Annotated in this window: 29 protein-coding genes; 15 read left to right on the top strand and 14 right to left on the bottom strand. The window is 59.3% G+C overall.

The window, feature by feature from the left end:
* Window positions 1-87: 87 nt before the first annotated feature.
* The 6 genes from Q4S41_RS23660 (at window position 88) to Q4S41_RS23635 (ending at window position 4,390) form a co-directional block, all read left to right on the top strand.
* Complete coding sequence (locus Q4S41_RS23660) at window positions 88-342, top strand: hypothetical protein (RefSeq protein ID WP_305033593.1); 255 nt, start codon at window positions 88-90, stop codon at window positions 340-342.
* Entirely contained in the window at window positions 339-1,397 is a 1,059-nt protein-coding gene (locus tag Q4S41_RS23655) for a type II toxin-antitoxin system antitoxin SocA domain-containing protein (protein ID WP_305033592.1), read from the top strand. Before Q4S41_RS23660 ends, Q4S41_RS23655 begins: the two co-directional genes overlap by 4 nt.
* 279 nt (window positions 1,398-1,676) lie before the next feature.
* Window positions 1,677-1,898 carry a DUF2188 domain-containing protein gene (locus Q4S41_RS23650; protein WP_070747130.1) on the top strand — a complete coding sequence of 74 codons (222 nt, stop codon included), beginning with the start codon at window positions 1,677-1,679 and terminating at the stop codon, window positions 1,896-1,898.
* Window positions 1,899-2,080: 182 nt separating this feature from the next.
* A complete protein-coding gene (locus Q4S41_RS23645) occupies window positions 2,081-2,752 on the top strand; it encodes a multiubiquitin domain-containing protein (RefSeq protein ID WP_305033590.1) in 672 nt (223 codons plus the stop codon).
* Window positions 2,727-3,929: a ThiF family adenylyltransferase gene (locus tag Q4S41_RS23640; RefSeq protein WP_305033589.1), complete on the top strand. Its 1,203-nt coding sequence runs from the start codon at window positions 2,727-2,729 to the stop codon at window positions 3,927-3,929. The genes Q4S41_RS23645 and Q4S41_RS23640 overlap by 26 nt, the downstream gene beginning before the upstream one ends.
* On the top strand, window positions 3,926-4,390 hold the full coding sequence (locus tag Q4S41_RS23635) for a DUF6527 family protein (RefSeq protein WP_305033588.1): 465 nt from the start codon (window positions 3,926-3,928) through the stop codon (window positions 4,388-4,390). Before Q4S41_RS23640 ends, Q4S41_RS23635 begins: the two co-directional genes overlap by 4 nt.
* A gap of 141 nt (window positions 4,391-4,531) precedes the next feature.
* On the opposite strand, the gene Q4S41_RS23630 is transcribed toward Q4S41_RS23635, so the two are convergent.
* The 8 genes from Q4S41_RS23630 to Q4S41_RS23595 form a co-directional block, all read right to left on the bottom strand.
* Window positions 4,532-4,894 carry a hypothetical protein gene (locus Q4S41_RS23630; RefSeq protein WP_305033587.1) on the bottom strand — a complete coding sequence of 121 codons (363 nt, stop codon included), beginning with the start codon at window positions 4,892-4,894 and terminating at the stop codon, window positions 4,532-4,534.
* Window positions 4,864-7,188 carry a type I DNA topoisomerase gene (gene topA / locus Q4S41_RS23625; protein WP_305033586.1) on the bottom strand — a complete coding sequence of 775 codons (2,325 nt, stop codon included), beginning with the start codon at window positions 7,186-7,188 and terminating at the stop codon, window positions 4,864-4,866. The genes Q4S41_RS23630 and topA overlap by 31 nt, the downstream gene beginning before the upstream one ends.
* Before the next feature lie 151 nt (window positions 7,189-7,339).
* Window positions 7,340-7,627, bottom strand: coding sequence for a hypothetical protein (locus Q4S41_RS23620; protein ID WP_213019121.1), 288 nt, complete (start codon window positions 7,625-7,627; stop codon window positions 7,340-7,342).
* Window positions 7,628-7,710: 83 nt separating this feature from the next.
* Entirely contained in the window at window positions 7,711-8,205 is a 495-nt protein-coding gene (locus tag Q4S41_RS23615) for a hypothetical protein (RefSeq protein WP_305033585.1), read from the bottom strand.
* Between the two features lie 72 nt (window positions 8,206-8,277).
* Window positions 8,278-8,613, bottom strand: a complete 336-nt coding sequence (locus Q4S41_RS23610; protein WP_305033584.1) for a hypothetical protein — start codon at window positions 8,611-8,613, stop codon at window positions 8,278-8,280.
* A 28-nt stretch (window positions 8,614-8,641) separates the two neighbouring features.
* On the bottom strand, window positions 8,642-8,977 hold the full coding sequence (locus tag Q4S41_RS23605; RefSeq protein ID WP_305033583.1) for a hypothetical protein: 336 nt from the start codon (window positions 8,975-8,977) through the stop codon (window positions 8,642-8,644).
* Between the two features lie 10 nt (window positions 8,978-8,987).
* Window positions 8,988-9,278, bottom strand: coding sequence for a hypothetical protein (locus Q4S41_RS23600; RefSeq protein ID WP_305033582.1), 291 nt, complete (start codon window positions 9,276-9,278; stop codon window positions 8,988-8,990).
* Between the two features lie 10 nt (window positions 9,279-9,288).
* A complete protein-coding gene (locus tag Q4S41_RS23595) occupies window positions 9,289-9,633 on the bottom strand; it encodes a hypothetical protein (RefSeq protein WP_196294820.1) in 345 nt (114 codons plus the stop codon).
* Window positions 9,634-10,824: 1,191 nt separating this feature from the next.
* On the opposite strand from Q4S41_RS23595, the gene Q4S41_RS23590 reads away from it, so the two are divergent.
* The 3 genes from Q4S41_RS23590 to Q4S41_RS23580 all read left to right on the top strand — a co-directional run bounded on the left by Q4S41_RS23590 (window position 10,825) and on the right by Q4S41_RS23580 (window position 13,750).
* A complete protein-coding gene (locus Q4S41_RS23590) occupies window positions 10,825-11,799 on the top strand; it encodes a replication initiation protein (protein ID WP_044518262.1) in 975 nt (324 codons plus the stop codon).
* A 508-nt stretch (window positions 11,800-12,307) separates the two neighbouring features.
* A complete protein-coding gene (locus Q4S41_RS23585) occupies window positions 12,308-13,171 on the top strand; it encodes a sigma-70 family RNA polymerase sigma factor (protein ID WP_305033581.1) in 864 nt (287 codons plus the stop codon).
* Window positions 13,172-13,423: 252 nt separating this feature from the next.
* Window positions 13,424-13,750, top strand: a complete 327-nt coding sequence (locus Q4S41_RS23580; protein ID WP_044518266.1) for a DMT family transporter — start codon at window positions 13,424-13,426, stop codon at window positions 13,748-13,750.
* An 11-nt stretch (window positions 13,751-13,761) separates the two neighbouring features.
* Here Q4S41_RS23580 and Q4S41_RS23575 read toward each other — a convergent pair whose 3' ends face one another.
* Window positions 13,762-14,337, bottom strand: coding sequence for a Crp/Fnr family transcriptional regulator (locus tag Q4S41_RS23575; protein WP_048826613.1), 576 nt, complete (start codon window positions 14,335-14,337; stop codon window positions 13,762-13,764).
* Window positions 14,338-14,413: 76 nt separating this feature from the next.
* Between Q4S41_RS23575 and Q4S41_RS23570 the strand changes: the two genes are divergently transcribed.
* Genes Q4S41_RS23570 through Q4S41_RS23560 form a run of 3 tightly spaced genes read left to right on the top strand, consistent with a single transcriptional unit; the run spans window position 14,414 to window position 16,402 of the window.
* Entirely contained in the window at window positions 14,414-14,944 is a 531-nt protein-coding gene (locus Q4S41_RS23570; protein WP_044518268.1) for a GNAT family N-acetyltransferase, read from the top strand.
* Window positions 14,945-14,955: 11 nt separating this feature from the next.
* Complete coding sequence (locus Q4S41_RS23565; protein ID WP_305033580.1) at window positions 14,956-15,885, top strand: DMT family transporter; 930 nt, start codon at window positions 14,956-14,958, stop codon at window positions 15,883-15,885.
* 10 nt (window positions 15,886-15,895) lie between these two features.
* Window positions 15,896-16,402, top strand: coding sequence for a GNAT family N-acetyltransferase (locus tag Q4S41_RS23560; protein WP_048826615.1), 507 nt, complete (start codon window positions 15,896-15,898; stop codon window positions 16,400-16,402).
* Window positions 16,403-16,854: 452 nt separating this feature from the next.
* Here the strand turns inward: Q4S41_RS23560 and Q4S41_RS23555 are convergent, their stop codons facing one another.
* The 5 genes from Q4S41_RS23555 to Q4S41_RS23535 all read right to left on the bottom strand — a co-directional run bounded on the left by Q4S41_RS23555 (window position 16,855) and on the right by Q4S41_RS23535 (window position 20,586).
* Complete coding sequence (locus tag Q4S41_RS23555) at window positions 16,855-17,541, bottom strand: hypothetical protein (protein ID WP_305033579.1); 687 nt, start codon at window positions 17,539-17,541, stop codon at window positions 16,855-16,857.
* Window positions 17,542-17,568: 27 nt separating this feature from the next.
* On the bottom strand, window positions 17,569-18,792 hold the full coding sequence (locus Q4S41_RS23550; protein WP_305033578.1) for a hypothetical protein: 1,224 nt from the start codon (window positions 18,790-18,792) through the stop codon (window positions 17,569-17,571).
* A gap of 40 nt (window positions 18,793-18,832) precedes the next feature.
* Window positions 18,833-19,252: a hypothetical protein gene (locus Q4S41_RS23545; protein WP_305033577.1), complete on the bottom strand. Its 420-nt coding sequence runs from the start codon at window positions 19,250-19,252 to the stop codon at window positions 18,833-18,835.
* Between the two features lie 36 nt (window positions 19,253-19,288).
* Window positions 19,289-19,426 carry a hypothetical protein gene (locus Q4S41_RS23540; protein ID WP_156126578.1) on the bottom strand — a complete coding sequence of 46 codons (138 nt, stop codon included), beginning with the start codon at window positions 19,424-19,426 and terminating at the stop codon, window positions 19,289-19,291.
* Between the two features lie 248 nt (window positions 19,427-19,674).
* The gene (locus Q4S41_RS23535) at window positions 19,675-20,586 is read right to left on the bottom strand and encodes an ArdC family protein (RefSeq protein WP_198076891.1); all 912 of its coding nucleotides are present in this window, start codon (window positions 20,584-20,586) and stop codon (window positions 19,675-19,677) included.
* 425 nt (window positions 20,587-21,011) lie between these two features.
* Between Q4S41_RS23535 and Q4S41_RS23530 the strand changes: the two genes are divergently transcribed.
* From Q4S41_RS23530 to Q4S41_RS23520, 3 genes are all read left to right on the top strand, one after another.
* Window positions 21,012-21,314, top strand: coding sequence for a hypothetical protein (locus tag Q4S41_RS23530; RefSeq protein ID WP_044518280.1), 303 nt, complete (start codon window positions 21,012-21,014; stop codon window positions 21,312-21,314).
* Complete coding sequence (locus Q4S41_RS23525) at window positions 21,311-22,090, top strand: Fic family protein (protein ID WP_305033576.1); 780 nt, start codon at window positions 21,311-21,313, stop codon at window positions 22,088-22,090. Before Q4S41_RS23530 ends, Q4S41_RS23525 begins: the two co-directional genes overlap by 4 nt.
* Window positions 22,091-22,179: 89 nt before the next feature.
* Complete coding sequence (locus Q4S41_RS23520; RefSeq protein ID WP_044518284.1) at window positions 22,180-22,506, top strand: DUF6660 family protein; 327 nt, start codon at window positions 22,180-22,182, stop codon at window positions 22,504-22,506.
* Window positions 22,507-22,676 lie beyond the last annotated feature (170 nt).

The following is a 22,676-nucleotide window of genomic DNA, read 5'->3' as shown; positions in this document are numbered from 1 at the left end:
CTGACCGAGTTCAAAGCCCGGCTGGTAACGCCGCTGGTCTTCTTCTGTACTGCCCCCGTTTGCAAAGGGTTAAAAGCCTTGTGTAAATTGGGTTTCACTAACCATAACCTCACCGAGCACCTGCTCGCCCTCGAACCCACCGACTTTGTGCAAGGCCCCACCCCCGTCGCCGATGATATGCCGCCCCTCTGGGTGTTCGGGCGTAACATCTACACGTCGGAGCTGCGCGTCGAAGTATCCCTGGGCCCCATTCACCACCCGTATGCCGGCATCGCCTACAGCGTATCAGAACGCCCCATGACGTACCCCCTGCGCCAGCTTGCCCCGAAACGCAAACCATGATACCCCAGCAAATAGACAGCCCCACGGGCCCGGCATTGCTGCGGACTGAAACCGCTACGGAAATTTTCCGCAAAGAATCGTTTACCTACACCAAGCACTTTTACGAATGCAAAAAAACGCATAAGCAGTACCACACGGCCGAAGTTGAGAACCTGAATATCACGCAGATTTACAACCAGTACCGCGCAGAGCACCGCATCCTTTTTCCGGAGCAGATACGGCAATTACGTCAGCAATACGACCTAAGCGCCAGCAAAATGTCGATGCTGATGGACTTCGGGACCAACCAGTACCGGCAGTATGAGGACGGAGAAATCCCCAGCACCTCGAACGCTGCGCACCTGCGCCTAGCCCGCGACCCACGCATCTTCTGCCAGTTGGTACAGGACAAGCAGGATGAATTGAAGCCCAACGAATACGAGCGCCTCATCAAACGGACCGAGGAGCTAAAGCGAGAGCAGAAGGCCACCACCGGTTTCATCATCTCCAAGCTGCTGCAACGCAACCTCTGGAACCAAGATGAGATACCCTCGGCCCTGACCGGCTTCGCGGTGCCGCGTTTCGACAAGTTTGCGCAGATGGTGCTCTACTTCTACCACCATCTGGACCACGTGTTCACGGTGCGCCTGATGAAGCTGCTGTTCTACGCTGATTTTCTGCATTTCAGCCGCACCGGCTGCTCCATCTCCGGCAATAAGTACAAGGCCATCACCTACGGCCCGGTACCGCAGGAGTACCAGATGCAGCTGGGCATGCTGATTGACGAAGGCTACCTCAGCCAGGACCTTGACCACACCAAACGACGCTCCGACACCAACGAGCCCGTTGTTGTGTACGAGCCTCTCAAGAAGCGTGAAAAAGAATTACTAACCGATGCCGAGTGGGAAACGCTTGATGCAGTTGCCACTTACCTCGGCCGGCTCAAAACCAACGACTTGATTGACCTGAGCCACCAGGAAGAAGCATGGAAGAAGAACGAAGCCGACCGCAACCTAATTGATTATCAGAAATACGCCTTTCAACTATATGCGGCGACTAAAATCCCTCACCACTAAGCTTATACCTATAATGTAGAAGTGTCTTTAAAACCAAAAAGCAGCCGCCACTAGGTGACGGCCGCTTAGGAACTGAGAAGCGAGCATGTAACGAATTGAGCCCCGTACCGTGCCGCGCTCTTCCGAGTGGACCTGGAGTTAGCCACCGGGTCACACTGCTTACAGGAAAAATTCTGTGCGAAAGTAGCTGCTTTTTTATTAGCGGCGAATGAGTGCGTGGTTTTCCGGCTCGGTCGGCCTCACGGTTTGAGGCCACAAGCTTACCAAAATACCACGACCATGGGCAAAAACGTCCACATCGTCTCCCGGCCAAACGGCTGGGCAGTCAAGACGGCCGGCGCCGAGCGCGCGGCCACTATTGTTCCTACCCAGGCTGCCGCGGCAGCCATCGGCCGCCAGATGGCGATTAACCGGGGGAGCGAACTGCTCATTCATGGGCGCAACGGCCAGATTCGGGAGAAAAACAGCTACGGCAACGACCCCGAGTCCTCGAAAGGCTAATTCATTTTCTAATTGGAATGCGCCTCGCTAGTAGTAGCGAGGCGCACCTCCGCTTGCTGCCTTTTGCCCGTCCGGCGAATGGAGAACGGGGCTGCTCATGCAGTTTTCGCAGCAAACCAAGATTGAATTATGCTGGCCTGCGCCTGTCACTTTCACACACCTAAAACCAACATTCCAGTAACATGGACACTAGTAACAAAGGCTCGAATAAAGAGCCCGAAACAAAAAACACCCCCCCCGCCAACGGTAACGCGGGAAACGCTGCCGGCAACGGTAATAATGGCAACGGCAATTCCGGCAATGGAAACGCGGGGGCTGGAAATCCTAACCCCGGTAACGGCAACCCTGGCGCTGGTAACAGCGGCGGTAACGGAAACGGTAATTCTGGCGAAAATCCGAGCAACGGCAATGCTGGCAACTCCGGCAACGGAGGCGGTACTCCGGGCAACGGCGGCGCAGGAAACGGCGATTCGGGTGCAAACCCAGGTAACGGAAATTCTGGCAACGGCAACTCCGGGTCAGGTAACTCTGGCAGCGGTGGTGCCGGTAATGGCAATTCCGGTGAAAATCCTGGGAACGGCAATCCGGGCAGTGGCAACAATGGCAGCGGCAATGGAGGTCCTAAAGACATCACCATTATCGTAAACGGGACTCCGCATGTGGTGGCGAAGGAGGAAATGACGTTCCGAGAAATCATCGCGTTGGCCGAACTGGCCAGCGGACCGAACGTGAGCTACACGCTTACTTACCGCAGGGGCCACGGCAATAAGCCGGAGGGCAGCCTGGTAGAAGGAGATGTTGTTAAGGTTAAAGACGGAATGATTTTCAATGCAACAGCAACTGATAAGTCTTAGTCCCGACCTGCAGCGCCTTCGAAACGAAGGCTATGACGTGGAAATCAGAGCTGGTTTCCTGCTCGCCAAAGGCATTCCGTACGTGAATTCGAGCCGAGCAATTGGCTTCGGAACATTGGTAACGCACTTATCAATGGCAGGGAATATCGCCACGAAACCGGCGACGCACGTGGCTTATTTCACGGGTGGGTATCCTTGTGATAAGGATGGCACCCCATTGAGCAAGCTCGTCATCGGAAGCCAGCCCCAGCAGCCATTGGCTGCTGGGGTACTGGTTGACCATACGTTTTCCAGCAAGCCCTTTCCTCTTCAAGCGGGCTACTCGGACTACTACCAGCTAGTGACAACGTACGTTGCCATTATTGCGAGTGCGGCTGAGGCGCTCGACACTTCCGTCACCGCCAAATCATTCCCAGTGATTGAGCCAACGACCGACGAGTCGGTTTTCCATTATTACGACACGGCCTCCACCAGGGCGCGGATTTCGATGGTTACCGATAAGCTAGCGTCTGGTAAAGTAGCCATCGTGGGCCTGGGTGGCACGGGAACCTATGTGTTGGATTTAGTGGCCAAAACACCGGTGCAGCAGATTCATCTCTTCGACGGCGACGTATTTTCCCAACACAATGCGTTTCGCTCACCAGGGGCTCCGTCGGTGGCGGCACTACAAGGCAAGCCGCAAAAAGTCAATTACTTTGCGAGCTTGTATGGCAACATGCACCGTCACATTTTCCCGCATGACGGCTACCTGGATGCCACCAATGTCGAGCAGCTGCGGAGCATGAACTTCGTATTTTTGTGCCTCGATAAGGGTAGTGCAAAGCGGGCAATCGTCGCGGCTTTGGAAGCATTCGCCATTCCCTTTATTGATGTGGGTATGGGCATTTACCTGAATGAGAAAACCAACTCTTTGGGTGGTATTGTGCGGGTAACAGCTAGTAGCGCTCAGCAACGCGCGCATGTGCATGACAAGCAGCGCATTTCCTTCGGTGATGGTGACGAGGGCAATGAGTACCGGCAGAACATTCAAATCGCTGACCTGAATGCCCTGAACGGAGCGTTGGCGGTGGTAAAGTGGAAGAAAATGGCCGGGTTTTATCAGGACTTGGAGCACGAGCTGCATAGCACCTACACTATCGACGGCAACATCTTGCAGAATGAGGACCAGCCAGCATGAAGAGCGCCGTCCTCAACCACGAATTTGTAGAGTTCATCCCCAAGGTGTTGGAAGATGGCATTCTCTATGTGTCGATGACCTACGCCACAGCAGCACACAATTGCTGCTGTGGCTGCGGCAACAAGGTTATTACGCCGCTGACGCCGACCGATTGGAAGCTCATCTATGATGGCGAATCAATCTCCATTACCCCTTCGATAGGAAACTGGAGCTTTCCGTGCCAGTCACATTACTGGATAAAGCACGGGAAAATCAAGTGGTCGGGCCAATGGTCATCGGGAGAAATTGCCGCAGGCAGAACTAGGGACCGATTGGCCAAGAAGAAGCAGTTCAAGAGTGTTGAAACTGCCATTGTTGATGAGGTAATTGTAGCTCCTGAGCCATTGCTACCAGTGAAGCCCCCCAAAGGGTTCTGGCGTAGAATGTGGGATAAACTGACCTTTTCAAATGAAGCGGATTAATCAAAATCCGCTTCGGCTGCTGTCAGCGAGCACCAATCTCTCAATGTAATCTCACTTTTAAGGCTCGCAGTCCGTTTCAACAAACGGACTGCGAGCCTTATTTTTTTGTCCAAAAACCGCAATACTGGATAGTAAGTAGCTTCAACAAGTCTCTTTGAAATAAGCCATCTGAGTCTGGAAGGTGGCCAGCGCCTCCCCGTCCGGCAGCAAAAACCGCTGGCTGGGGCTATCCGGCGGAAACTGCAGCAGCTCGTTGGGCACGTCGAGGCTGCGCAACAAGCGATGTAGCAGCCGAGGCTCCTCCTTCTTCAGGTTGCCATTTTTGAGGTTGATGATGGTGGTATAGGGAAACCTGTGCGCCTCGCAAAACGGCAGCAGCCCACCGCGCGCAATCATCTTCAACCGGTTCTGGGCGTAGAGCAGCGCGTCCTGATAGGGCAGGGCCAGGCTTAGGTCGGGAAAGGTCAGGGGCGCTACTTCCGGCCCGCGTTTTTCTTCTTCCATGCTTTGTAGCTTTTAATCATTTCGGCGGCCTGTTCGGCCGTGGTGGCCCGGGCCTGCTCCTCCGTACAGTCGGGCTTAAACTTAGCTTTTACCTCCCCATCGGTGACATAAAGGCCCCACTCGTTGCGGCCGATGGTGTACTTGCCCACGGTGGCCAGCACGTTTTTGGCAGCCTCCGCCTGGGCTTTGATGAGGTAATTGACGGCCAGCGCCGGGGTAACGGCCGTGGCCGATATGCCGGCCGGCACGTTGAAATACTGCTCGCGCCACTTCAGGTACACGCCTTTCGGCCCCTGTCCCACCACCACCGGCTTGCCCTCGTGCTGGCCCACCTCGCGGGGAGCCGACGCCCGGCGCTGGGTAATGAGGTCCTGGGCCTGTGCCTCGCTCAGCTGCGCGGGGCTGATGCTTTCGGGAATGTTGTAGTATTTCTCGGCGTGCAGGATATAGGGGCCGTTTTTACCGGTTCCCACCAGCATCTCTGCCCCTTCAAAGTGGCCGACGAGGCGCTTTTGCAACTCAGCCCGGTCCGGGGTGAGCTGGTCGGCGGCGGCCACCCAGCCCAGCAGGTTCTTATCGAACATCGGCACGAACTGCTGGTAGGTCTGCTGACCCCGGGCAATCTTATCGAACACGGCCTCGCAGCCGGCGGTGAACTTGTAGTCCATCACCTTGGGGAAGTTGCGCTCCAGAAACTCCGTGACCTCTGTACCAGTGGCCGTGGGCAGCAGCTTATCCTTATCCGCGCCCAGCGTCTCGCTTCGTTGGCTGGTGGTCAGCTGGCCGCCCTGCCAGGTCAGCACCTGCGCGGTAAGCTTCTTGCCCGCCACGCTACCGGTGCCGATGTACTTCCGGGCGAAAATCGTGCGCAGGATTGACGCGTAGGTGCTCGGCCGGCCAATGCCCTGCTTTTCTAGGTCCGCGACCAGGGTGGCCTCGTTGTAGCGCTTGGCGGGCCGGGCAAAGCTCTGCCGCGCCTCCAGCTTGACCAGCGTCAGCGCCTCGCCCTCCTGCACCGGATGCTGGAGGGTCGTTTTCGCCTCATCGTCGGGCTCCTCCCCTTCTTCCTCGGCGTCCTGGTACACGGCCAGGTAGCCGGCGCGGGTGAGCACGCGGGTGGAACTGGTGTAGGTGTCAGCGGCATCGGCCGCCGGCGCGAGGATTATCGTGGTCTGGTCGTACCGCGCGGCCAGCATCTGCGAAGCCAGGGCGCGGGTGTAAATCAGCCGGTAGAGGGCTTGCTCGTCGGGCGTGTCGCCGGCGTGGGCCTGCTCCCAGTGGGTGGGGCGGATGGCTTCGTGGGCTTCCTGCGCGCCGTCCTTGTTTTTGGTCTGGCGGGCCTGGAACTGGCCGGCTCCGAACTGCGCCGTAATCTGCGCCTGGGCCTGCTGGGTAGCCTCCTCTCCCAGGTTCACGCTGTCAGTGCGGATATAGGTGATGTGGCCGCCCTCGAACAGCTTCTGGGCCAGGTCCGACACCTTCTGCACGGTGAACCGAAGCTTTTTCACGCCTTCCTGCTGCAGTGTCGAGGTCGAAAAAGCCGGCGCGGGCTGGCGCTCCACCGGCTTTTTCTCCACGGCCAGCACGCCAAAGCCCGCACCGCGGCCGACCTGCAGCAAGTAGGCCTGCGCCTGGTCGAGCGCGGCGAAGGGCAGGGCCGTGCGACGGGCCCGCAGCTGCTCGCCGTGGCTGGTCTGCAGCGTGGCCACCACCGGCACGGTGAATGCGTCGCTGAACTGCTGAATCTGCCGCTCCCGCTCCACCACCAGGCGCACGGCCACCGACTGCACCCGGCCCGCCGAGAGGCCGGCCGCCAGCTTGCGGTTGAGCACGGGGCTGATGGTGAAGCCCACCAGCCTATCCACGGCCCGGCGGCCCTCCTGGGCGTGCACCAGGTGCAGGTCCACCGTGGTGGGCGCAGCCAGCGCGGCCCTGATGGCCTTCTCGGTGATTTCCTGAAAGGCAATACGCTTGGTTGTGCGCGGGTCGAGGCCCAGCACCTCGCAGAGGTGAAAGGCAATGGCCTCGCCCTCCCGGTCGGGGTCGGTAGCCAGGTACACGCCCTGGGGGCCGGCGGCTTTGGCCAGGCGGCGCAGATTGGCCACCACGGCCTTCTTGTCGTCGCTGACGACGTATTTCAGGGCGTGGCCGTGCTCGCGGTCAATCCCAATGTCGCCCCCGCCCACGGGCAAATCCCGAATGTGGCCCACGGAGGCGGCCACCTCGTAATCGGGGCCCGCATAGCCCTTGATTTTCTTAATCTTGTTGGGGCTTTCGACGATAATAAGCTTCATGCTGGGTAGCTAGTACGCAGCGAAACTACCCAGCCCGATTAGCCCTCTGGAGAAAAAAGGATGAGTGGTAAAAAGTCGCGGGTGAAGTGCAGAAACTGGCTACGAATGGTAGTGCAGCTGCTGCCTGAGCTAGGCGTTTGCTGACTAAAAGCTAGCTGGCGTCTGGCTGGTTCTTCTTGAAGCGCGGGCGGCCCAGCGCCGGCGCGGGCGGCTCCACGGGGTTGTCCATCTGTTTCTGGGCCAGCCTGGTCATGGTGAGCAGGTCGGACTTGGCCAGCTCGGCCACTTTCACCAACTCATCCAGCGTGAAGCTGCCGGGCTTGGCCATGCGCACGTTCAGGGTGTTGTGCGAGATGCCGATGTGCCGGGCCGTGTCGCTGCGCATACCCAGGGCATGAATGAGTTCGGCCAGCGAATTATAGGAACTTGGTTTGAGCATAGCCGGGGCTGCAAAGAGGTCTAACACGAGCAAAGATTAGTCAATTTTTGCAACATTACGGCCCCCGCCGCCCCGTAGTTCGGCTATTCAAAAAAGCTGGGTGCCTGGTAACGGAGTATCTCCGCCCCGTCCGGCTCGGTGATGCGGTCGAGGTAAACCAGCACGTTGCCCTCGCGGGCTTGGCGCTCCTCGGCCCGCTGCCAGACAGCGTATAACTCGGCGTAGGGGAAAAAATTCATCTGGTCAAAGCCGCTGGCGAAGCCTTGCACCATTTCCTCCACCTGCTCGCGCTGTTCGTGGGAAACCTCGTTGTACACCCAGCGCAGGAACTCGTCCGAGTCGGCTGGCAGGTCGAAGTAGGCCACCGTCTGCGGTACGGTGTGGCTGCCCATGTAAAGCAGCAGCTCCCAGAGCCGGTAGTGGCTTTTCTCTCGCTGCCAGTATTCCACGATGTCCCGGCGGCCGGTTCCCATGGCCTGCCCGCCAAACTTCATGGTGCCGGGGTCGGCTGCGAGCGCTTTGCGGAAGCCGTAGTCGGTGACCCAGTCCTTTTTTGTGAGGCTCTGAAAGTTGTACATGGGGGGCGTAGTCAGGGTTGGAGAGGCAAGTTAAGGCAAAGCCGGAACTGAAAAACCACTTTTTATAAGTGGCTATTCCGGCCTCGGGGCCTGTTGCGGGCTGTTCCATTCGCGGTAGGCGGTGGTGTAGCGGTCGGCCACGATGGCCAGGCGCTCGGGCTGGTCGTCGCGCTTTATCCAGATGTGCGAGCTGCCGCAGTGCACCTGGTAGCCGGGGCCTAACAACTGGCGGGTGGGCTCGGCGAACCCGCGCAGGTCGGCCGTATCGGGGGCAGCCTCGATAAGCTGCCGCAGCTGCTCCAGGCGCTGCGCTTCGGTGGAATCGGCCGGTTGTTGCTCAACGGCCAGATAGGCCAGCTGCGGGGCGAAAATGGGGCAATTCAGGGGGTATTGAGCAGTCGGGGGCATGGCAAAAAGAACAAAAGGGCGAGAATGACTACTTCGTGGGCGGGCCGGGCCTAGCCAGTTCCCGGGCGAGCAGCAGCACCTGAGCGTTGTGGAAGGCCTGGCCGAACACGCCGTGCTGGTAGTCGCGGGCCAGCTGACCCACGTTGGCAAACTCGTAGCGCAGGCCCGTATCGCCTAAAGGCTGCAAAAACCGGTCGGCCTCCTCGGCGCTGAAGCCGCTCAGGTCGCGGCCGTCACTGAGTAGCAGCTGCACACCCGGGCGCTCGTGGCGGCCCCGCTCGTAGGTGGTGTAAATCAGGCCTACCGCCCGCTCCCGGGCGTAATACACGGCATCGCCAACAACTAAATCCTGGGCCTGGGGCATGGCATTGGGGTTAAAGAAGCAGGAGGGAAAACTGGCCGCCCTGGTCCTCACGGGTGGCCCGCAGCGCTTCGAGGCCGATGGGGCGCACGGCCCGCACTAGGGCACTGAGCACGTCGAAATCGGCCTGGGTATCGATGCGCAGCCCGAGCCGTTGGGCCACTTCGGCGGTCAGACCGTCGCTGTCCAAGCCTTTGCCCAACTGCTGCATCAGCATTTCCACGTCGGTAATGGCGGCGATAACCCGGCGGCGGTACTGGTTCCAGCCCGGATGGATGATGATGGGGGCTTCGCTGGCTTGCATCCGGCAGGCGCTAAAGGTGGGTATCGTAGCCCGTGACCGAGGTGAAGAGGGCGGGCAAATCCTCCCCGTACACCATTTCAAACGTCTGCTGGTTGGTGATAACCGGCTCCCAGTCGACCAGCTTCTGGTGGTAAAACTCCACTTTGTAGGTGTCAGTGGGCATGAGCGTAATTTTCAGCCGGTTCACCTGGGCTTGGTTGCGGCGCAGGTCCATGCGTAGCCAGGGGTTCGGGTTGCTGGCCGTCCGGCCGGCGGCCATGAGCTTGTCGGCCCCGGTCATCACTAGGAAGCGGCGGCCTCCCAGCTGGGACAAGATGGTGTAAGCTTCCTCTACGACTTCGGGTTTAGCGCTCATAAGCAAAAGGCTGTTTTATTGCGTTCCTGACAGTTATTAAACGCAAAATAGCCTGTTAATGTTTCAATTTTATTTAAATTATATTGTCAATTATTGACTAATTAGAGGTGTAAGGAGGCTCTCTGAATAGCTTTTCCCCTCTCGTTTTTTCGGAAATCCACTGTGGTACTGGCCACCGGTCTGGTGCTTACGTGCTCAGCCGGATTTGCCTCACTGCTTCTAACCCCTGGTCTATGCTATCTTGAGCAGAGCTTTAGTGGCCTGTTGCCTGTCTTTGCTCTGGGAACAGCCTAGTTGATGCCCCGCGAGTATGTTCACGAGGCTCATGCTCGTCTTGGGATTTGATATGGGCCTGGAAAAATGGATTTCCTGTCACGCAAGGAAAGCAGGCGGCTGGTAAAGTCCGGAATATCTTCGTCTATGGCGTTCAAACAGCACTTTTGGCTTATAAAACCTTTCCCTTAGCATAGTAAAAGCTGGGCGAAAAGCTGAGCAAATGCTTGCAATCGGCTTATAAAACCTTTCTTTTAGCTTGCTCAAATGTTAGTGAAAGCCTATTAGTGGGCTTATAAAACCTTTCCTTTGGAATCCGGTCCGCGTCTGATGCCCCAGATGCGCCGGAATTTGCGGCTGTGAGTAATGTCTCAATGAGGTGGCAACAGACTTATAAAACCTTTCCTTTCGTCATCGCTAGCTCTTTTAGGTAGTTGATACACTTACAGCGGGTTGGGAGTCGTGACAGAAAGGTTATTTGAAGGATAAAGGGGGGTATCCTGAGTTTATATTACATTTAATATTAGTAAAGTGCAATCACTGTTTTTAATGAGTGCCCATACCCTTTTGTTGTTTTCTGTTTTGGGTTGCCGGTCCACCCGAAATCAGACCTTCTAAAAGCCTTTTTTTGTTCTCATCACAAGCTTGTGAGATTTGTTAGTTATTTGTCTTATTTGTAAGGCCTGTAACGTGTTGATTTTCATTGTCTAGGAAGGTACTTAGGAAAGGTTTTATAAGTCAAAGGAAAGGTTTTATAAGTCTAAAGGGAAGGGATTATAAGCGAAGGGAAAGGTTTTATAAGTCCAGTGGAAAGGTTTTATAAGTGAAAAGAAAGAACCTAGAGGGAAAACTTTCTTTTGAGCTTTCCTTTTGTTTTCCACTTGTTATCTTCGCCTATACTACTGCCTTCCCACCCCTATGCAAGTTCTTGACAATGCGGCTACTATAGCCAATTCCACTGGCCTCGAAATCCGGCAGCACAACGCCATCACGACGGCGCGCTACGAGATGACGGCCTGCGAGATGGACATTGTGTTCTATCTGCTCTCGTTGCTGAAGAAGGAAGACCGCATCGGCACCTTCTACCGGGTGAAAGTGCTGGACCTGCAGCACCTAACGGGTCGGCAGTGGAACTACCAGCAGTTCCTGGAGGCCACTTCGGCGCTGCGAACTCGGGAATACGTGATTGAGGATAACAAGCGCATCCTGCAGGTCGGCCTGCTGGCTTCGGCCGAGTACATGAAGGGTGAGGGTGTTATTGAGTTGGAAATCTCGGAGAAGATTCGACCCTATCTTATCGACTTAAAGCGCAACTTCACCTCGTTTCGCCTGCAGGCGGCCTTCAGCTTGAGCAGCAAGTACGCCAAGCGCATCTACCAGATTGCTTCGCAGTGGAAGGACAAGGCTGAAACCCGCACTTTCAGCCTGCACGACTTGAAGGTGATGCTGGCCCTGAAAGACCCCAAGGGGGTCGAGCCGGAGCAGTACACCAAGGTGTCCATGTTTCAGAAGTACGTGCTCGACGTGGCGGTGACTCAAATCAACCAGAATACGGACCTGCACATCGGCTACGAGCTCATCAAAAAGGGCCGCTCTTTCGAGAGTATCCGCTTTCAAATCAAGCAGCAGGAGCCTCATCAGCTGCCCCTGCCGTTTGAGCAGCCCCTGGATGACTCCCGGCTACAGATGGCGCGGCAGCGGCTGGCGGAACTCGATATCCGGGATACCCGGCTGATTGAACAGATTCTTGGCGAAGCCCGCATGGTCGATGAGCTTTTCTCCTTCTGCTACAAACTCAAAACCGGTAAGATGAAGGCTTCTACCAACCCCGGGGGCTTGTTTTTGACCGTAGTGGGACTGCGTAAAGCACAGGCTGCACCGGCCAAAAAGTAACCTCGACAGTATAAGTTTTAGTATAAAGGAGGTGAGGGTTTGTGAAGCTCATCATTGGGTGTTCTCAACAGTAGAAAAAGGTACAAATTCTGAACGGTTTTTGTGCCTTTTTATGCTGATAACAGGTGTTTTATTAACTTGGTACTGTTGAGTTAATTCTTCTTGACCGGAGCTATTATCAGACCCGGCTCGGAGTGCTGCTTCATGCGTGAGTAGCAGTACTAGAGTCCCGCTGGCGGTGGCCGCGATGCCTGCCACAAAGCTGCACTTTTTGAAATAGGACGCCCCGGCAACTAGGCCCGCACCTCCACGCACGCACTGGGCAGCCCCCCGCTGATTCAGTGACCTACCGACGCCGGCAGCTACCAGCCGGGATGGGACTTTGCCCCTTGCCGTGAACCTTTCCGCCGGCCAGCATCTTGATACTCATTGGACCCAGCCGCAGCGCCAAGTGCCAGGGGTGGGTTCTTCCTCGTTTAGAAACCAAAACAAGTAGTAGCGTTACCGCATGAGACAGCTCAAAATCAGCAAGCAGATTACCAACCGCGAAAGCCAGTCCCTGGATAAGTACCTCCAGGAAATTGGCAAAGTGAGCCTGGTGTCGATAGACGAGGAAGTAGAACTCGCCCAGCGCATCCGCGAGGGTGACCAGATGGCCCTCGAAAAGCTGACCAAAGCCAACCTGCGTTTCGTGGTTTCGGTGTCCAAGCAGTACCAGAACCAGGGCCTGACCCTGGGCGACCTCATCAACGAGGGCAACCTGGGGCTGATTAAAGCGGCCAAGCGCTTCGATGAAACCAAGGGCTTCAAGTTTATTTCCTACGCCGTGTGGTGGATTCGCCAGAGCATCCTGCAGGCCCTGGCCGAGCAGAGCCGCATCGTGCGCCTGCCCCTGAATCGGGTGGGCTCGCTCAACAAAATCAGCCGCTCGTTCTCCGAGCTGGAGCAGAAGTTCGAGCGCGAGCCCTCGCCCGACGAGATTGCCGAGTTGCTGGAGCTGAGCACTTCCGAAGTGACAGACACGCTGAAAATTTCGGGCCACCACGTCTCGATGGATGCGCCCTTCGTGCAGGGCGAAGAAAACCGGCTGCTCGACGTAATGGAGAATGAGGATGCCGAAAGCCCGGATGCCGGCCTACTGAACGACTCCCTGCGTCGGGAGGTCCAGCGGGCCCTCTCGACCCTCACGATGCGCGAAGCCGATGTTGTGACGCTCCATTTTGGGCTGAATGGAAACGCAGCGCGGACGCTGGAAGAGATTGGCGAGCAGTTCAGCCTGACCCGTGAGCGGGTGCGGCAGATAAAGGAAAAAGCCATTCGACGCCTCAAGCACACCACCCGCTCGAAGGCTCTGAAACCGTACCTGGGCTAGCGGTTCCGGTCTGTTATATGGCCCACTTAAGTCATTAGAGATTAGATAACACCCTGGTTTCTCCTTCTGTCGCCGGCCACCGGTGCCCGAGCAAAAGCGCCCCGGTCAATTGACCGGGGCGCTTTCGTTTAGGCCTTCTTATAACCGCGGGGAGATAAAATTACGCTAAGCGCTTTGTAGCGTTTTTAACATTGGTAAAAAGAAGCGCGTGTGCTGGACCGGACCTTTGTGCCAGTACCTTTCTTATTCGTCATGCAGTGGTTGTTGTTGGTCCTGGCCGGGTTGGCCGAAGTCGCGTTTGCCTTTTGTCTCGGCAAGGCGAAGCTGGCGATTGGAGCCGAAGCGGTCGGGTGGTACGCCGCCTTTGGGGGGTGTGCGGTTCTGAGCTTTTACTTGCTCAACCTGAGCCTCGTGCAGATACCCTTGGGCACGGCCTACGCCGTCTGGACCGGCATCGGGGCGGTAGGTACGGCGGTGGTCGGTGTCGTCGCATTTGGGGACCCGCTGACCGCGCCGCGCCTGTTTTTCCTCACCACCCTCATCGGGTCGGTGCTGGGCCTGAAAGCCGTAGCGCACTAGCGATGTGGTGCCTACTTGAGTTTGGCGCGCACGCGGCTTAATGTGACCTGGGTAATGCCCAAGTACGACGCCAGGTGTCCCAGCGCCACGCGGTGTAGCAGGTGCGGGCTGTGGCGCAGCAGGTCGGCGTAGCGTTCCTCAGCGGTGCGAAACTGCCGGGCAATGAGTTGCTGCTCGGTTTGCTGCCACACGCGCTCGACGAGCACCCGCCCCCAGTTGGCCAAGTGGAGGTCCTCCCGGTACAGGGCGTGCAGCGCCCGCATGTTAAGGCGAAACAGGCCGCTGTCTTCCAGCAGCTCCATCGTCTCGTAGCTCACGGCCTGCTCCGTATAGCCCCGAATTGAAGCTAAGACCGACCCCTCTTCGGAAAACCAAAACGTAACCTCCCGGTCCGCTCGGCGGGCATACACCCGCGCCAGGCCCCGCTGCACCACATAGACGTGGTGGGCCAGCACGTCGTCCCGAAACAAGACGGCCCCCTTCGGCAACTCCACATACTCGGCCAGCGCCAGCAGCTTCTCCAGCGAAGCGGGCGGCAACGGGTACGTGGCCAGCAGAATCTCGGAAAGGGTCAGGTTGGGGGTCACGCCCGCAAGATAACCGCTGCTTTTTCTGGTAGGGCTCCGCCTTGCCGCCTTTTTTACCATTCAACAACTCCTCCCTATGGAACCCATCACCCTCCGCCAAGTTACTCCCGCTGACGTTCGCCAGTTGCAGCACATCGGCCGCCAAACGTTTTTCGAGACGTTCGCCGCCAGTAATTCCGAAGAAAACATGCGCGCCTACCTGGAAGAAGGCTTTGCGGCCGAAAAGCTAACGGCCGAACTGCAAGAGCCGCACTCCACCTTTTACTTCGCCGAGCAGGCCGGCCGCGTTATCGGTTACCTGAAAGTGAACACCGGCCCGGCGCAAACCGAGCAGCACACTCCCCATGCCCTGGAAGTCGAACGCATTTACGTGCTGCAGGAATTTCACGGCCAGCGGGTGGGGCAGCTGCTCTACGAGCAAGCGCTGCACCTGGCCACGCAGGCGCGGGCCGAGTGCCTATGGCTCGGGGTGTGGGAAGAAAACCCGCGCGCCATCCGCTTCTATGAGAAAAACGGCTTTGTGGCTTTCGACAAGCATGTGTTCAAGCTCGGCGAGGACGAGCAGACCGATATTATGATGAAGCTGCCCCTGCTCAGCAACCAGTAGCGATAAGGGCTATGCCAAAGAAACCGCTTTTTCTGGGCCTGCTGCTGCTGGGCACGGCTTTTTGGGGCATCTCCTATTCGGTGGTGAAGGCCGGCGTAGGCTACGCCGACCCCTACAGCTTTCAGACCTACAAATTTTTGATGGCCGCGGCTGCGGTGGCCCTGCTCTTTCCCCGCCAACTCGCCCGCCTGACGTGGCGCGCGGCCGGGTGGGGGCTGCTGCTGGCCCTGCCGCAGTTTCTGGGCAGCACCCTGCAAACCATCGGCCTGCAAACCACCAGCGCCGCCAATGGGGCTTTTCTTACCGGGCTCAGCGTGTTGCTGGTGCCGCTGGGCAAGGCCCTGCTCTACCGGCAATCCGTGGCGCCTAAGATGTGGGCAGCGTGCGTGCTGGCCCTGGTTGGCCTCTACGTGGTGGCCGTGCCGGGGGGCTGGCACCTGCACGCGGGAGATGGCTGGATACTCGCTTGCGCCGTGGCCTTTGCCGGGTACGTGTTGCTGGGCGGGCGGACGGCCCGGGAGCCGCACTTGATGGCGATGCTGGTGGTGCAGCTGCTGGGCTGCGCAGGGCTGGCCCGGCTCTCGGGCTGGGGCGCGGGCTACGCGCTGGCCGTGCCCACGGCCGGCGCATTCTGGCAGGCCGTGGGTTTTACGGCGCTGCTGGCCACGGCCTATGGGTACGGGGTGCAGCACTATGCCCAGCACTACCTGAGCGAAGAAAAAGTGGCCCTCACCCACTTAGGCGAACCCCTTTTCGCGGCCCTCGCGGGGGCCGTGTTGCTGCACGAGGCGTTTACGCCCCGCACGGTACTGGGGGGACTGCTTATTTTCGGGGCGATGGTGCTGGCGGAGGTACAGCTGCGCGGCTGGGGTCGTCGCCCAAAGACCGCCAAAGCGTCCGTTCCGCCCCTTCCAAATGCTACCCTACCCTCCTACCCGTAACCTGCCCAGCATGCCTACTTCCCTTTTCCGCGTGGACTTGGCCACGGCCGCCGACATTCCCGCCCTCTTACCGCTGATGGAGGGACTAGCCGACTTTGAGCGCTACCGCGACACCTTCGCCATCACGCCTGAAATACTCTACCAGCAGGGTTTTGCCCAGCAGCCGCCCGATTTCTACTGCCTGGTGGCCCGGCACGTAGATGGGCAACTGGGGGGCATGCTGGTGTATTACTTCCTCCCCTTTACGGCCAGCACCAAGCCGACCCTCTTCATCAAAGAGCTATTCGTGGCCGAAGCGTATCGAGGCCATCGATTGGGCGAGGAATTAATGCGTGCCGCGGCGCAGGCCGCCGTAACGCACGGCTGCGGCGCGATACGCTGGGCCGTGGCGGCCTGGAACGAAGCCGGACGACGCTTCTATGAGCGCTTAGGTGCGCAGGCCAACCCCGTTTGGATGGACTATAGTCTCAGTGGCGACGCGTTGCTGTCTCTCAGCGGCTCACCATCTGGTAGCTAGACGGCCTTCTAAGAGCAGCGGGGGATACTATTGCGCATAACCCTTTGGGCAGTCGTGCTATTAGGTAAGCACGGCCTGCGTGTCGGTGAAGATGCTCAACAGCCCGTCGCCCAAGCGCCGGGCCGTTACGCGGAAGTAGTTGTCAAAGCCGTCGGCGTCGTATTAAAACGCAAACCGCTGGGGCTCCTGGGTTAGCTAGGCGCGGCGGTGAAAGTCCCAGGCCCCGTTCTCGTCGGTGGTCGGCGTCCATCCAAAACGCCTGCACTTGGCCGTTAATATTGCTGAACTCGCGGATGGGCACCGCCGCGTCGGCGTTCCGGGTACTCATGTGAACGTAAGCGCCGACGCGAAAACCTTTGGCAGCGGCCTGAGCCGTGATTTCCTGGGGGTTGAGGTAAGCTATAACAAAAGGGAGAAATGAGCTGCTGGTTTTGCAATTGTAAAACGATAGGCTACGCGGCTAGCTCTGCTGGCGCGGCCGTGGTGTTGGCCTCGCTTATGGGGCGGTGAGTACCTTGGGCTCCTTCGTAGAAATAGTGCCACTGCGTCTTGCAATAGTTCAGCCGGTCCTTGTACAAAGCCAGCCCGCTAATCGTGTGGGTCGTATGGGGGCTGAAAAAATGCACTTGGTATCCCACCAGAAACCTGGGGGCCGGGTGCTGCTTGCCAGAGCCGGTGCTCACGTAAGCGAGCTGGCCAACGATGCTGCCCACGGCCTGCCCACGCCAACGCAGCTCGTCCACCGGGCCGGCCGCGGCCCGCTGCTTCAGGTACTCGACTTCGTGGGCTTGGTCGCGCAGACCGATGGTGGCCGCGAGCAAGGCAATGGCCTGCTCGGCGGTGTCGGCAAAATATATCCGGTCGCCCTCCCCCGGCAGCAGCACCTCAAACTGGCCGCTTAGCACCTGCTGGGTATTCGGATTGACGTAGTTAAAGCCCTGATGGGTATTTTCAGAAAGTAGCTCGTACTGGCCCGCGTCGTCGCTGTGGCGGTCGTTTACCTTGATGGCGTAGTGATAGCCGTTCCAGTAAATGGCGGTCACTAGGCCCTGCACGTCGCGGTAGCGGGTGCTGCGGACGGTAGCTCCAATGGCAATGCGGCCGGCGTGGGTTTCGATGGCGGGGAGGTTCGGTAGCATAAGATTTTGCAATTGTAAAAAGTGTGGTTAGTCGCGCTGCTCGTCGGCCGGGTATTCCGGGTACTCGGTGCTGTCCTGGTTGTCGGCCGACTCGTCGCCCTCCTGGGGCGGGTACTCGGGAATCCAGTCGCCGTGCTCGGCCGGCGCGGGCTCCTGGCCGTTGGGGGTGAAGTCGAAGGCATACCGCGCCTGCACCTGGGCCAGCGTTAGCGGGGTCAGGGTGGGGTAATTCGGGCCGTAGTGAAAGCGGGGCTCGATTTCCACGTAGTACTGCCCGCTGGGCTGCTGCCACAGCGTAACGCGCCCGTTGCCCTCCCCTTCTTCGGCCGTGGCCCGCCGGCCCGAAATGTAAGCGTAGCTGTCCAGCGGCAGCTGGCCCAAATCAAGCTCTACCCGCTCCCACGGGCATTCCCCGCTGCCCCCCATTTCTTCCTCAAACGCTACCCACGTCCGCCACTCGTTTTTCTCCACGATGCGGCCCCGGTACTGCTGGCCCTGCTCCTTCATGGCCTCGGCCAGGTCCCTCACCGTGTCGTACTGGTCGAATGAGTAGGGCACAGCGGCGGGGATGCGGAACGGGCCGGGGAACTGCTCGGTCAGGTAGTCCACCTGGTCCGCCGTGCCGGCGCGAAGGGCAAAAAGCTGTGGCCCCTTGCGCTCGTGGCTGGCCTCGTGCACTTCCAGATAATGGTGCTCGGGAATCTCCTGCCAGTTGACCAGGTCAGCCAGCTGGGCCTCGTCCTGGCGGTCCGTGCCGACGAAGTGGTCCACATCATAAAAGCCGTAGTAGTCAGCCAGCCCGCCGTACACCACCGTAATGCGGCCGGTGTGCAGGTTGCGGTAGTACAGCGGGGCCGGAATAACTCGGTACTCCTGCGAGCTGATTTCTACCACTTCGGGCACCTGGGCCGGCGCGGCGGGGCCGGGCGTGTAGGGCTCCAACTCACGGCCGAAAAAATGGCCTAGCGTTACGCCGTGCTTCGCCAGATGCTCGGGCATCTTGTCTGGCTGGCAAAGCACCCCTACATAGCCCTCCGCGTGAAAGTACGCTTTCACCTCGGCCGGGCCGATGCTGTTCATGTAGATGTGAACGCGGGAACCAATGGCGGGCACCTCACCGCTGCCCGACCATTGGAGGCCGGCCGGTAAGCCGGTGCGGGTGGGAAATCCTACCCACTGCGGGCACTGCTGCGGGTCGCCGGCCCAATCGATGGGGCTGATTTGGGGCTGCTTGGGGGCGGGGGTTATCATATTGAAGGGGAAAGGAAATAGTGAGAAGATGAGCCTGGCGCTAGGCGGCAAGGGCCAGCTGGCTGCCGAATACCACGCCGGCCCGGGGGCTGATGCGCTTGCGGCGGCTGGCGGTCTTGGCGTGGTGGGTGGTTTCGGTCACCAGTCCCAGAAAGCCGGCGGCGTGGGTGTAGCCCTTCACCTCGGCCCGCTCCTGTTGGCCGTCGCGGTTCACCGTTACCGTGGTCCCTACCGCTGGCACGGGCTGCTGAGCCGACCAATGCAGCCCACCGGGAAGCATCGTTAAGCGGGGCGCGGCCGCGAACTCGGGCACCGGATTGGTCAGCTGCTCAGCGGCATCTTGGTTGGCTTGCCAGGCATCCTCGCGGGCCTGACGCTGGGCGGCATTGGCAGCGCGGAGCCGAACTAAGCGGGCGGCGGGAATGCGGCGGGCAGGGCGAGTGGCAGGAGCGTTTTTCATACTGCGGCAAGGGGGATGAAGTGAGAAATGAATCGGCTAGAACCAAGGGGCGGCTTCCCAAGCGGCCAGCTCGGCGGCGGACACTGCCGGCAGGGTGGCAAGCGCTTCGTCGGCGGGGTCAAACCGGTCGGCCCACACCTCGCCGGGCGCTAAATCAAAAGCTTCGTCAACCATGAATAAAGGGTTGTTTTATCGTTCGTTGCTTATACTTATTAAACGCCAAAACAAGTATTAATGTTTCAATTTTGTTTAAATTAAAGTTGTAATTATTGACTATTTAAGCAGCCGCTAAGGGTATTGCCACGGACGGATTTTTCCCTTTTGTACAACTTTAGCAGCTGTCTTTTTGCAATTGCAATTTCCTTTTGTGGCCCGCCCCGGTGGCCGCCCGACGGAATGGCTCCATCGGGCGGCCGCTGGCCTTACTGCGGAGTGGCTTCGGTGCCGGGGACTTCCTCCGCTTCGTAGCTGGGTACGATGCCCAGAATGTGGTTGGCGGCTTTCTGGCCTTGGCTGGCGGCGGAAATTATCAGCTGTTTGTCGTTGCGCAGGGCTTGCAGCCAGTTGGCGATATAGCTGGCACTGCTGGGCTCGGTGCGGGTCAGGTCCAGCCCGGCCGCGTGGCTCAGGAACGAGGCCCCCAACTCGGCCACCAGCTCCTCCTTGGCGTAGGTTTCACTGCCAAAGGCGGCTAATTCGGTGAGCGTGGCCCGGTCCAGCCGCTTGGCGTGGCCGGTGGAGTGGGTCAGCTCGTGAAACAGGGTGTGGTAATAGTCTTCGGCCGTGTGGAAGTTGCTGGCCTCGGGCATGGTCACCGTGTCGATGCTGGTGCGGTACATGGCTTCGCTGCCCTTGTGCAGCACCCGGGGGCCACCCACGTAGCCGGCCAGCACCTGCTCGGCGGCCTGCTCGGGCGTATGCTCGCGGCTGGGCAGCTCGGGGAACGTCCACGCTACGCCGTCAATCTGGGCCACGTTAAACACCGTGGAGTATTTCAGGAAGGCTTTTTTCTTCTCCTCGCCCTTGCCGTCATCCTTCTTGGTCACGGTGAAGAACACCACCGGCATCCCCTTCTCGCCCCGGCGCACCTGCCCGCCCAGCTCCTTGGCTTGGTTGTAGGTCAGGAAATACGGGTGCTCATACTCCAGCATCCCCAGCAGCAGGGCATTTACACCCTGATACACGTGCTTGCTGCGGTAGTTGCGGGGCGCGCCGTGGGCGGCGTTCCACGGCTGCTTCCACGGGGTCACGCCGTTCTCCAACGCCAGAATAATGCGGTTGGTAATGATTTCGTACACGTCGGGACGGGGAGCGAAGGGAGCGGGCTTTTTCATGGCTTAACAGGTTGGTTTTATGCTTGCTGCTTATATTATTTAAACGCAAAAATCCGCATTAATGTTTCAATAATATGTAAATTAAAGTGTCAATTATTGAGTATTATTTTGTGCCATTTGGCACGGATTCTGATTTTTCCCTTTTGTACTTTATTCGCCCCGCTCAGGCATTATCCGCCCGATGCCCACTGAGTTCGCCATGAATTGGCCTCCCGGCTTTTTCCTGTGGTTCGCGAAAGGGATGGGAGGGGTTTAGTCCGCAGGACCGCAGGCAACGCCGGAGCCCCGCACAGCCCGGCCCGGAGGGGTTCGCCCCCGTGTCCTCCTCCGCCCTGGCGGCAACCGCATCGCCCGGCATAGGCATTAGCCGTGGATTTGCTACTTTTGGTAACGCTTTAAGCCGTGTGCTCATTTTCCTTCAATCCATGACTTCTGCCAGCCAAGCTGCTTATCAGGCCCTGCGGGACTACCTGAACTCGCTGCTCAGCCCCACCCACCCCGACCAGGCGCTGGTGGAGGTGCCGGCGGCGCTGCGGCCGAGTCTGGAAGCTTTCATGCGCGGTAAAACCGAGTACCAGGACGAGGCCGGGCGGCGCATGATTTACGCCCACGACCTGGCGGCCTGGGCCGGCGATTTGATTCACGGCGCGGGCCTGGCCACGCCCCTGCCCCTGGCCACGGTGGACGTAGCGGCGCTGCGGGCGGCCACCCTGCGCCAGGCCGCATGACCTGGACCGAGATTGAGCGCCTGACCGAACTGGTGCAGGAGTTGCCCCCGGTGCGCCAGCAATCCAGCCAGCAGCTCAGCCAGGTGATGGTTTCGGCCCACTCCACCATGATTGAGGGCTCCCGCGTGACGGTGCTCGAAGCCATGGATTTTCTCCTGGGCGAGGCCCCCGTGCTGGGACCGGGCAAGCCGTTGGAGGGCTACGACATGCTGGGCGACCATGCCCGCGCCCTCGACCTTGCGTTGGAGCGAGCCGACGCGCGGCAGCTGCCCGGCCCGGCCTTCCTGCGGGAGCTGGCGGCGGCTGTCATGCGCAGCACCGGCCGGCTCACCAATACGGCCCTGGGCACCGTGGACCCCACGCAAGGCGACCTACGCCGCAACAACGTGTTCATCGTCGGGGCCAGCTCGTTTCCCAACGCGCAAAAGGTGCCGGCCCTGGTCGCGGCCCTGGTCGGGGAGCTGCGCGAGCGGATGCCCGCGGCGGCCACCCTGCGCGAGCAGCTGGAGCTGGCCTTTGAAGCCCACCAGCGGCTGGTGAGCATTCACCCCTTCAACGACGGCAACGGGCGCACCTCCCGGCTGCTCATGAACTACGTGCAGCGCTACTACGGCCAGCCGCTGACCATCGTGTTCCGCGAGGACCGCCAGGCGTATTTCGAGGCCCTGGAGCAGAGCCGGGTGGCGGAGGACCTGGCGGTGTTTATGGACTTCATGCGGGGTCAGCACGGAAAATCTCTGACGTATCAGCTGTCCGCATCGGTTCCCCGTATCTAGCGGTGAGCCCCCCTTTGGAGACGTTGCGCGGTAAGTGAGCGGCCCCAGAATTCCGGCTCGTTACCCGGATTCGCTACCTTTGCCAGCACATGCGCCTGCTAGCCCTGTTTTTTGCTTTCTACTTTGCCTGCCTCTCGTGCCTTTCCTGCACGGACGAGGCGACCGTGTGCAAAGACCAGCAGCAGACAACCGTGGCCGCTTCGCACTCCGATTGCGGGGCCGGCGCGCTGGGCGACTGGTGCTCGCCGCTGTGCCAGTGCCACTGCTGCGGCGGGGCCGTAATGCCCCTGCCCCTGGCAAACCAGGTGGCGTATTCGCCGCCCACTGAGTGGGCTACCAGCCCCCGGCACGGCCGGCTGGTCGTGGCCGCCCCGACGCGGGCGCTCGGGTCCGTGTGGCAGCCGCCCCAGGCCTAACCCTTCCCCCTTTTTTCCTGCTGACCACTCCCTCCGGGTGGCCCGTCGCGGTGCGTGACGGGCGATTTGGCGCTTGGCGCTGAATCGGTTATGCCCCTTGTGCTCCCGCCACCCGTGCCGGAGCCAGCGGGCCGCAGGGTTTCACGGAAGCGTTAGACCAAACCCCCAAC

It is taken from the genome of Hymenobacter convexus, assembly GCF_030580955.1.
In the GTDB taxonomy this organism is placed as follows: Bacteria; Bacteroidota; Bacteroidia; order Cytophagales; family Hymenobacteraceae; genus Hymenobacter.
Note: the sequence above shows the minus strand (reverse complement) of the source record. Positions and strands in the feature narration are given on the sequence as shown.

Coding starts and splice junctions, on each gene's coding strand:
- Q4S41_RS23555 (WP_305033579.1), bottom strand. CDS start 17,541: ATGCTACCGAACCTCCCCGCCATCGAAACCCACGCCGGCCGCATTGCC.
- Q4S41_RS23610 (WP_305033584.1), bottom strand. CDS start 8,613: ATGCCCCCGACTGCTCAATACCCCCTGAATTGCCCCATTTTCGCCCCG.
- Q4S41_RS23530 (WP_044518280.1), top strand. CDS start 21,012: ATGACTTCTGCCAGCCAAGCTGCTTATCAGGCCCTGCGGGACTACCTG.
- Q4S41_RS23525 (WP_305033576.1), top strand. CDS start 21,311: ATGACCTGGACCGAGATTGAGCGCCTGACCGAACTGGTGCAGGAGTTG.
- Q4S41_RS23620 (WP_213019121.1), bottom strand. CDS start 7,627: ATGCTCAAACCAAGTTCCTATAATTCGCTGGCCGAACTCATTCATGCC.
- Q4S41_RS23595 (WP_196294820.1), bottom strand. CDS start 9,633: ATGAGCGCTAAACCCGAAGTCGTAGAGGAAGCTTACACCATCTTGTCC.
- Q4S41_RS23585 (WP_305033581.1), top strand. CDS start 12,308: ATGAGACAGCTCAAAATCAGCAAGCAGATTACCAACCGCGAAAGCCAG.
- Q4S41_RS23520 (WP_044518284.1), top strand. CDS start 22,180: ATGCGCCTGCTAGCCCTGTTTTTTGCTTTCTACTTTGCCTGCCTCTCG.
- Q4S41_RS23650 (WP_070747130.1), top strand. CDS start 1,677: ATGGGCAAAAACGTCCACATCGTCTCCCGGCCAAACGGCTGGGCAGTC.
- Q4S41_RS23590 (WP_044518262.1), top strand. CDS start 10,825: ATGCAAGTTCTTGACAATGCGGCTACTATAGCCAATTCCACTGGCCTC.
- Q4S41_RS23600 (WP_305033582.1), bottom strand. CDS start 9,278: ATGCAAGCCAGCGAAGCCCCCATCATCATCCATCCGGGCTGGAACCAG.
- Q4S41_RS23655 (WP_305033592.1), top strand. CDS start 339: ATGATACCCCAGCAAATAGACAGCCCCACGGGCCCGGCATTGCTGCGG.
- Q4S41_RS23540 (WP_156126578.1), bottom strand. CDS start 19,426: ATGGTTGACGAAGCTTTTGATTTAGCGCCCGGCGAGGTGTGGGCCGAC.
- Q4S41_RS23635 (WP_305033588.1), top strand. CDS start 3,926: ATGAAGAGCGCCGTCCTCAACCACGAATTTGTAGAGTTCATCCCCAAG.
- Q4S41_RS23570 (WP_044518268.1), top strand. CDS start 14,414: ATGGAACCCATCACCCTCCGCCAAGTTACTCCCGCTGACGTTCGCCAG.
- Q4S41_RS23560 (WP_048826615.1), top strand. CDS start 15,896: ATGCCTACTTCCCTTTTCCGCGTGGACTTGGCCACGGCCGCCGACATT.
- Q4S41_RS23545 (WP_305033577.1), bottom strand. CDS start 19,252: ATGAAAAACGCTCCTGCCACTCGCCCTGCCCGCCGCATTCCCGCCGCC.
- Q4S41_RS23535 (WP_198076891.1), bottom strand. CDS start 20,586: ATGAAAAAGCCCGCTCCCTTCGCTCCCCGTCCCGACGTGTACGAAATC.
- Q4S41_RS23640 (WP_305033589.1), top strand. CDS start 2,727: ATGCAACAGCAACTGATAAGTCTTAGTCCCGACCTGCAGCGCCTTCGA.
- Q4S41_RS23645 (WP_305033590.1), top strand. CDS start 2,081: ATGGACACTAGTAACAAAGGCTCGAATAAAGAGCCCGAAACAAAAAAC.
- topA (WP_305033586.1), bottom strand. CDS start 7,188: ATGAAGCTTATTATCGTCGAAAGCCCCAACAAGATTAAGAAAATCAAG.
- Q4S41_RS23615 (WP_305033585.1), bottom strand. CDS start 8,205: ATGTACAACTTTCAGAGCCTCACAAAAAAGGACTGGGTCACCGACTAC.
- Q4S41_RS23565 (WP_305033580.1), top strand. CDS start 14,956: ATGCCAAAGAAACCGCTTTTTCTGGGCCTGCTGCTGCTGGGCACGGCT.
- Q4S41_RS23630 (WP_305033587.1), bottom strand. CDS start 4,894: ATGGAAGAAGAAAAACGCGGGCCGGAAGTAGCGCCCCTGACCTTTCCC.
- Q4S41_RS23580 (WP_044518266.1), top strand. CDS start 13,424: ATGCAGTGGTTGTTGTTGGTCCTGGCCGGGTTGGCCGAAGTCGCGTTT.
- Q4S41_RS23605 (WP_305033583.1), bottom strand. CDS start 8,977: ATGCCCCAGGCCCAGGATTTAGTTGTTGGCGATGCCGTGTATTACGCC.
- Q4S41_RS23550 (WP_305033578.1), bottom strand. CDS start 18,792: ATGATAACCCCCGCCCCCAAGCAGCCCCAAATCAGCCCCATCGATTGG.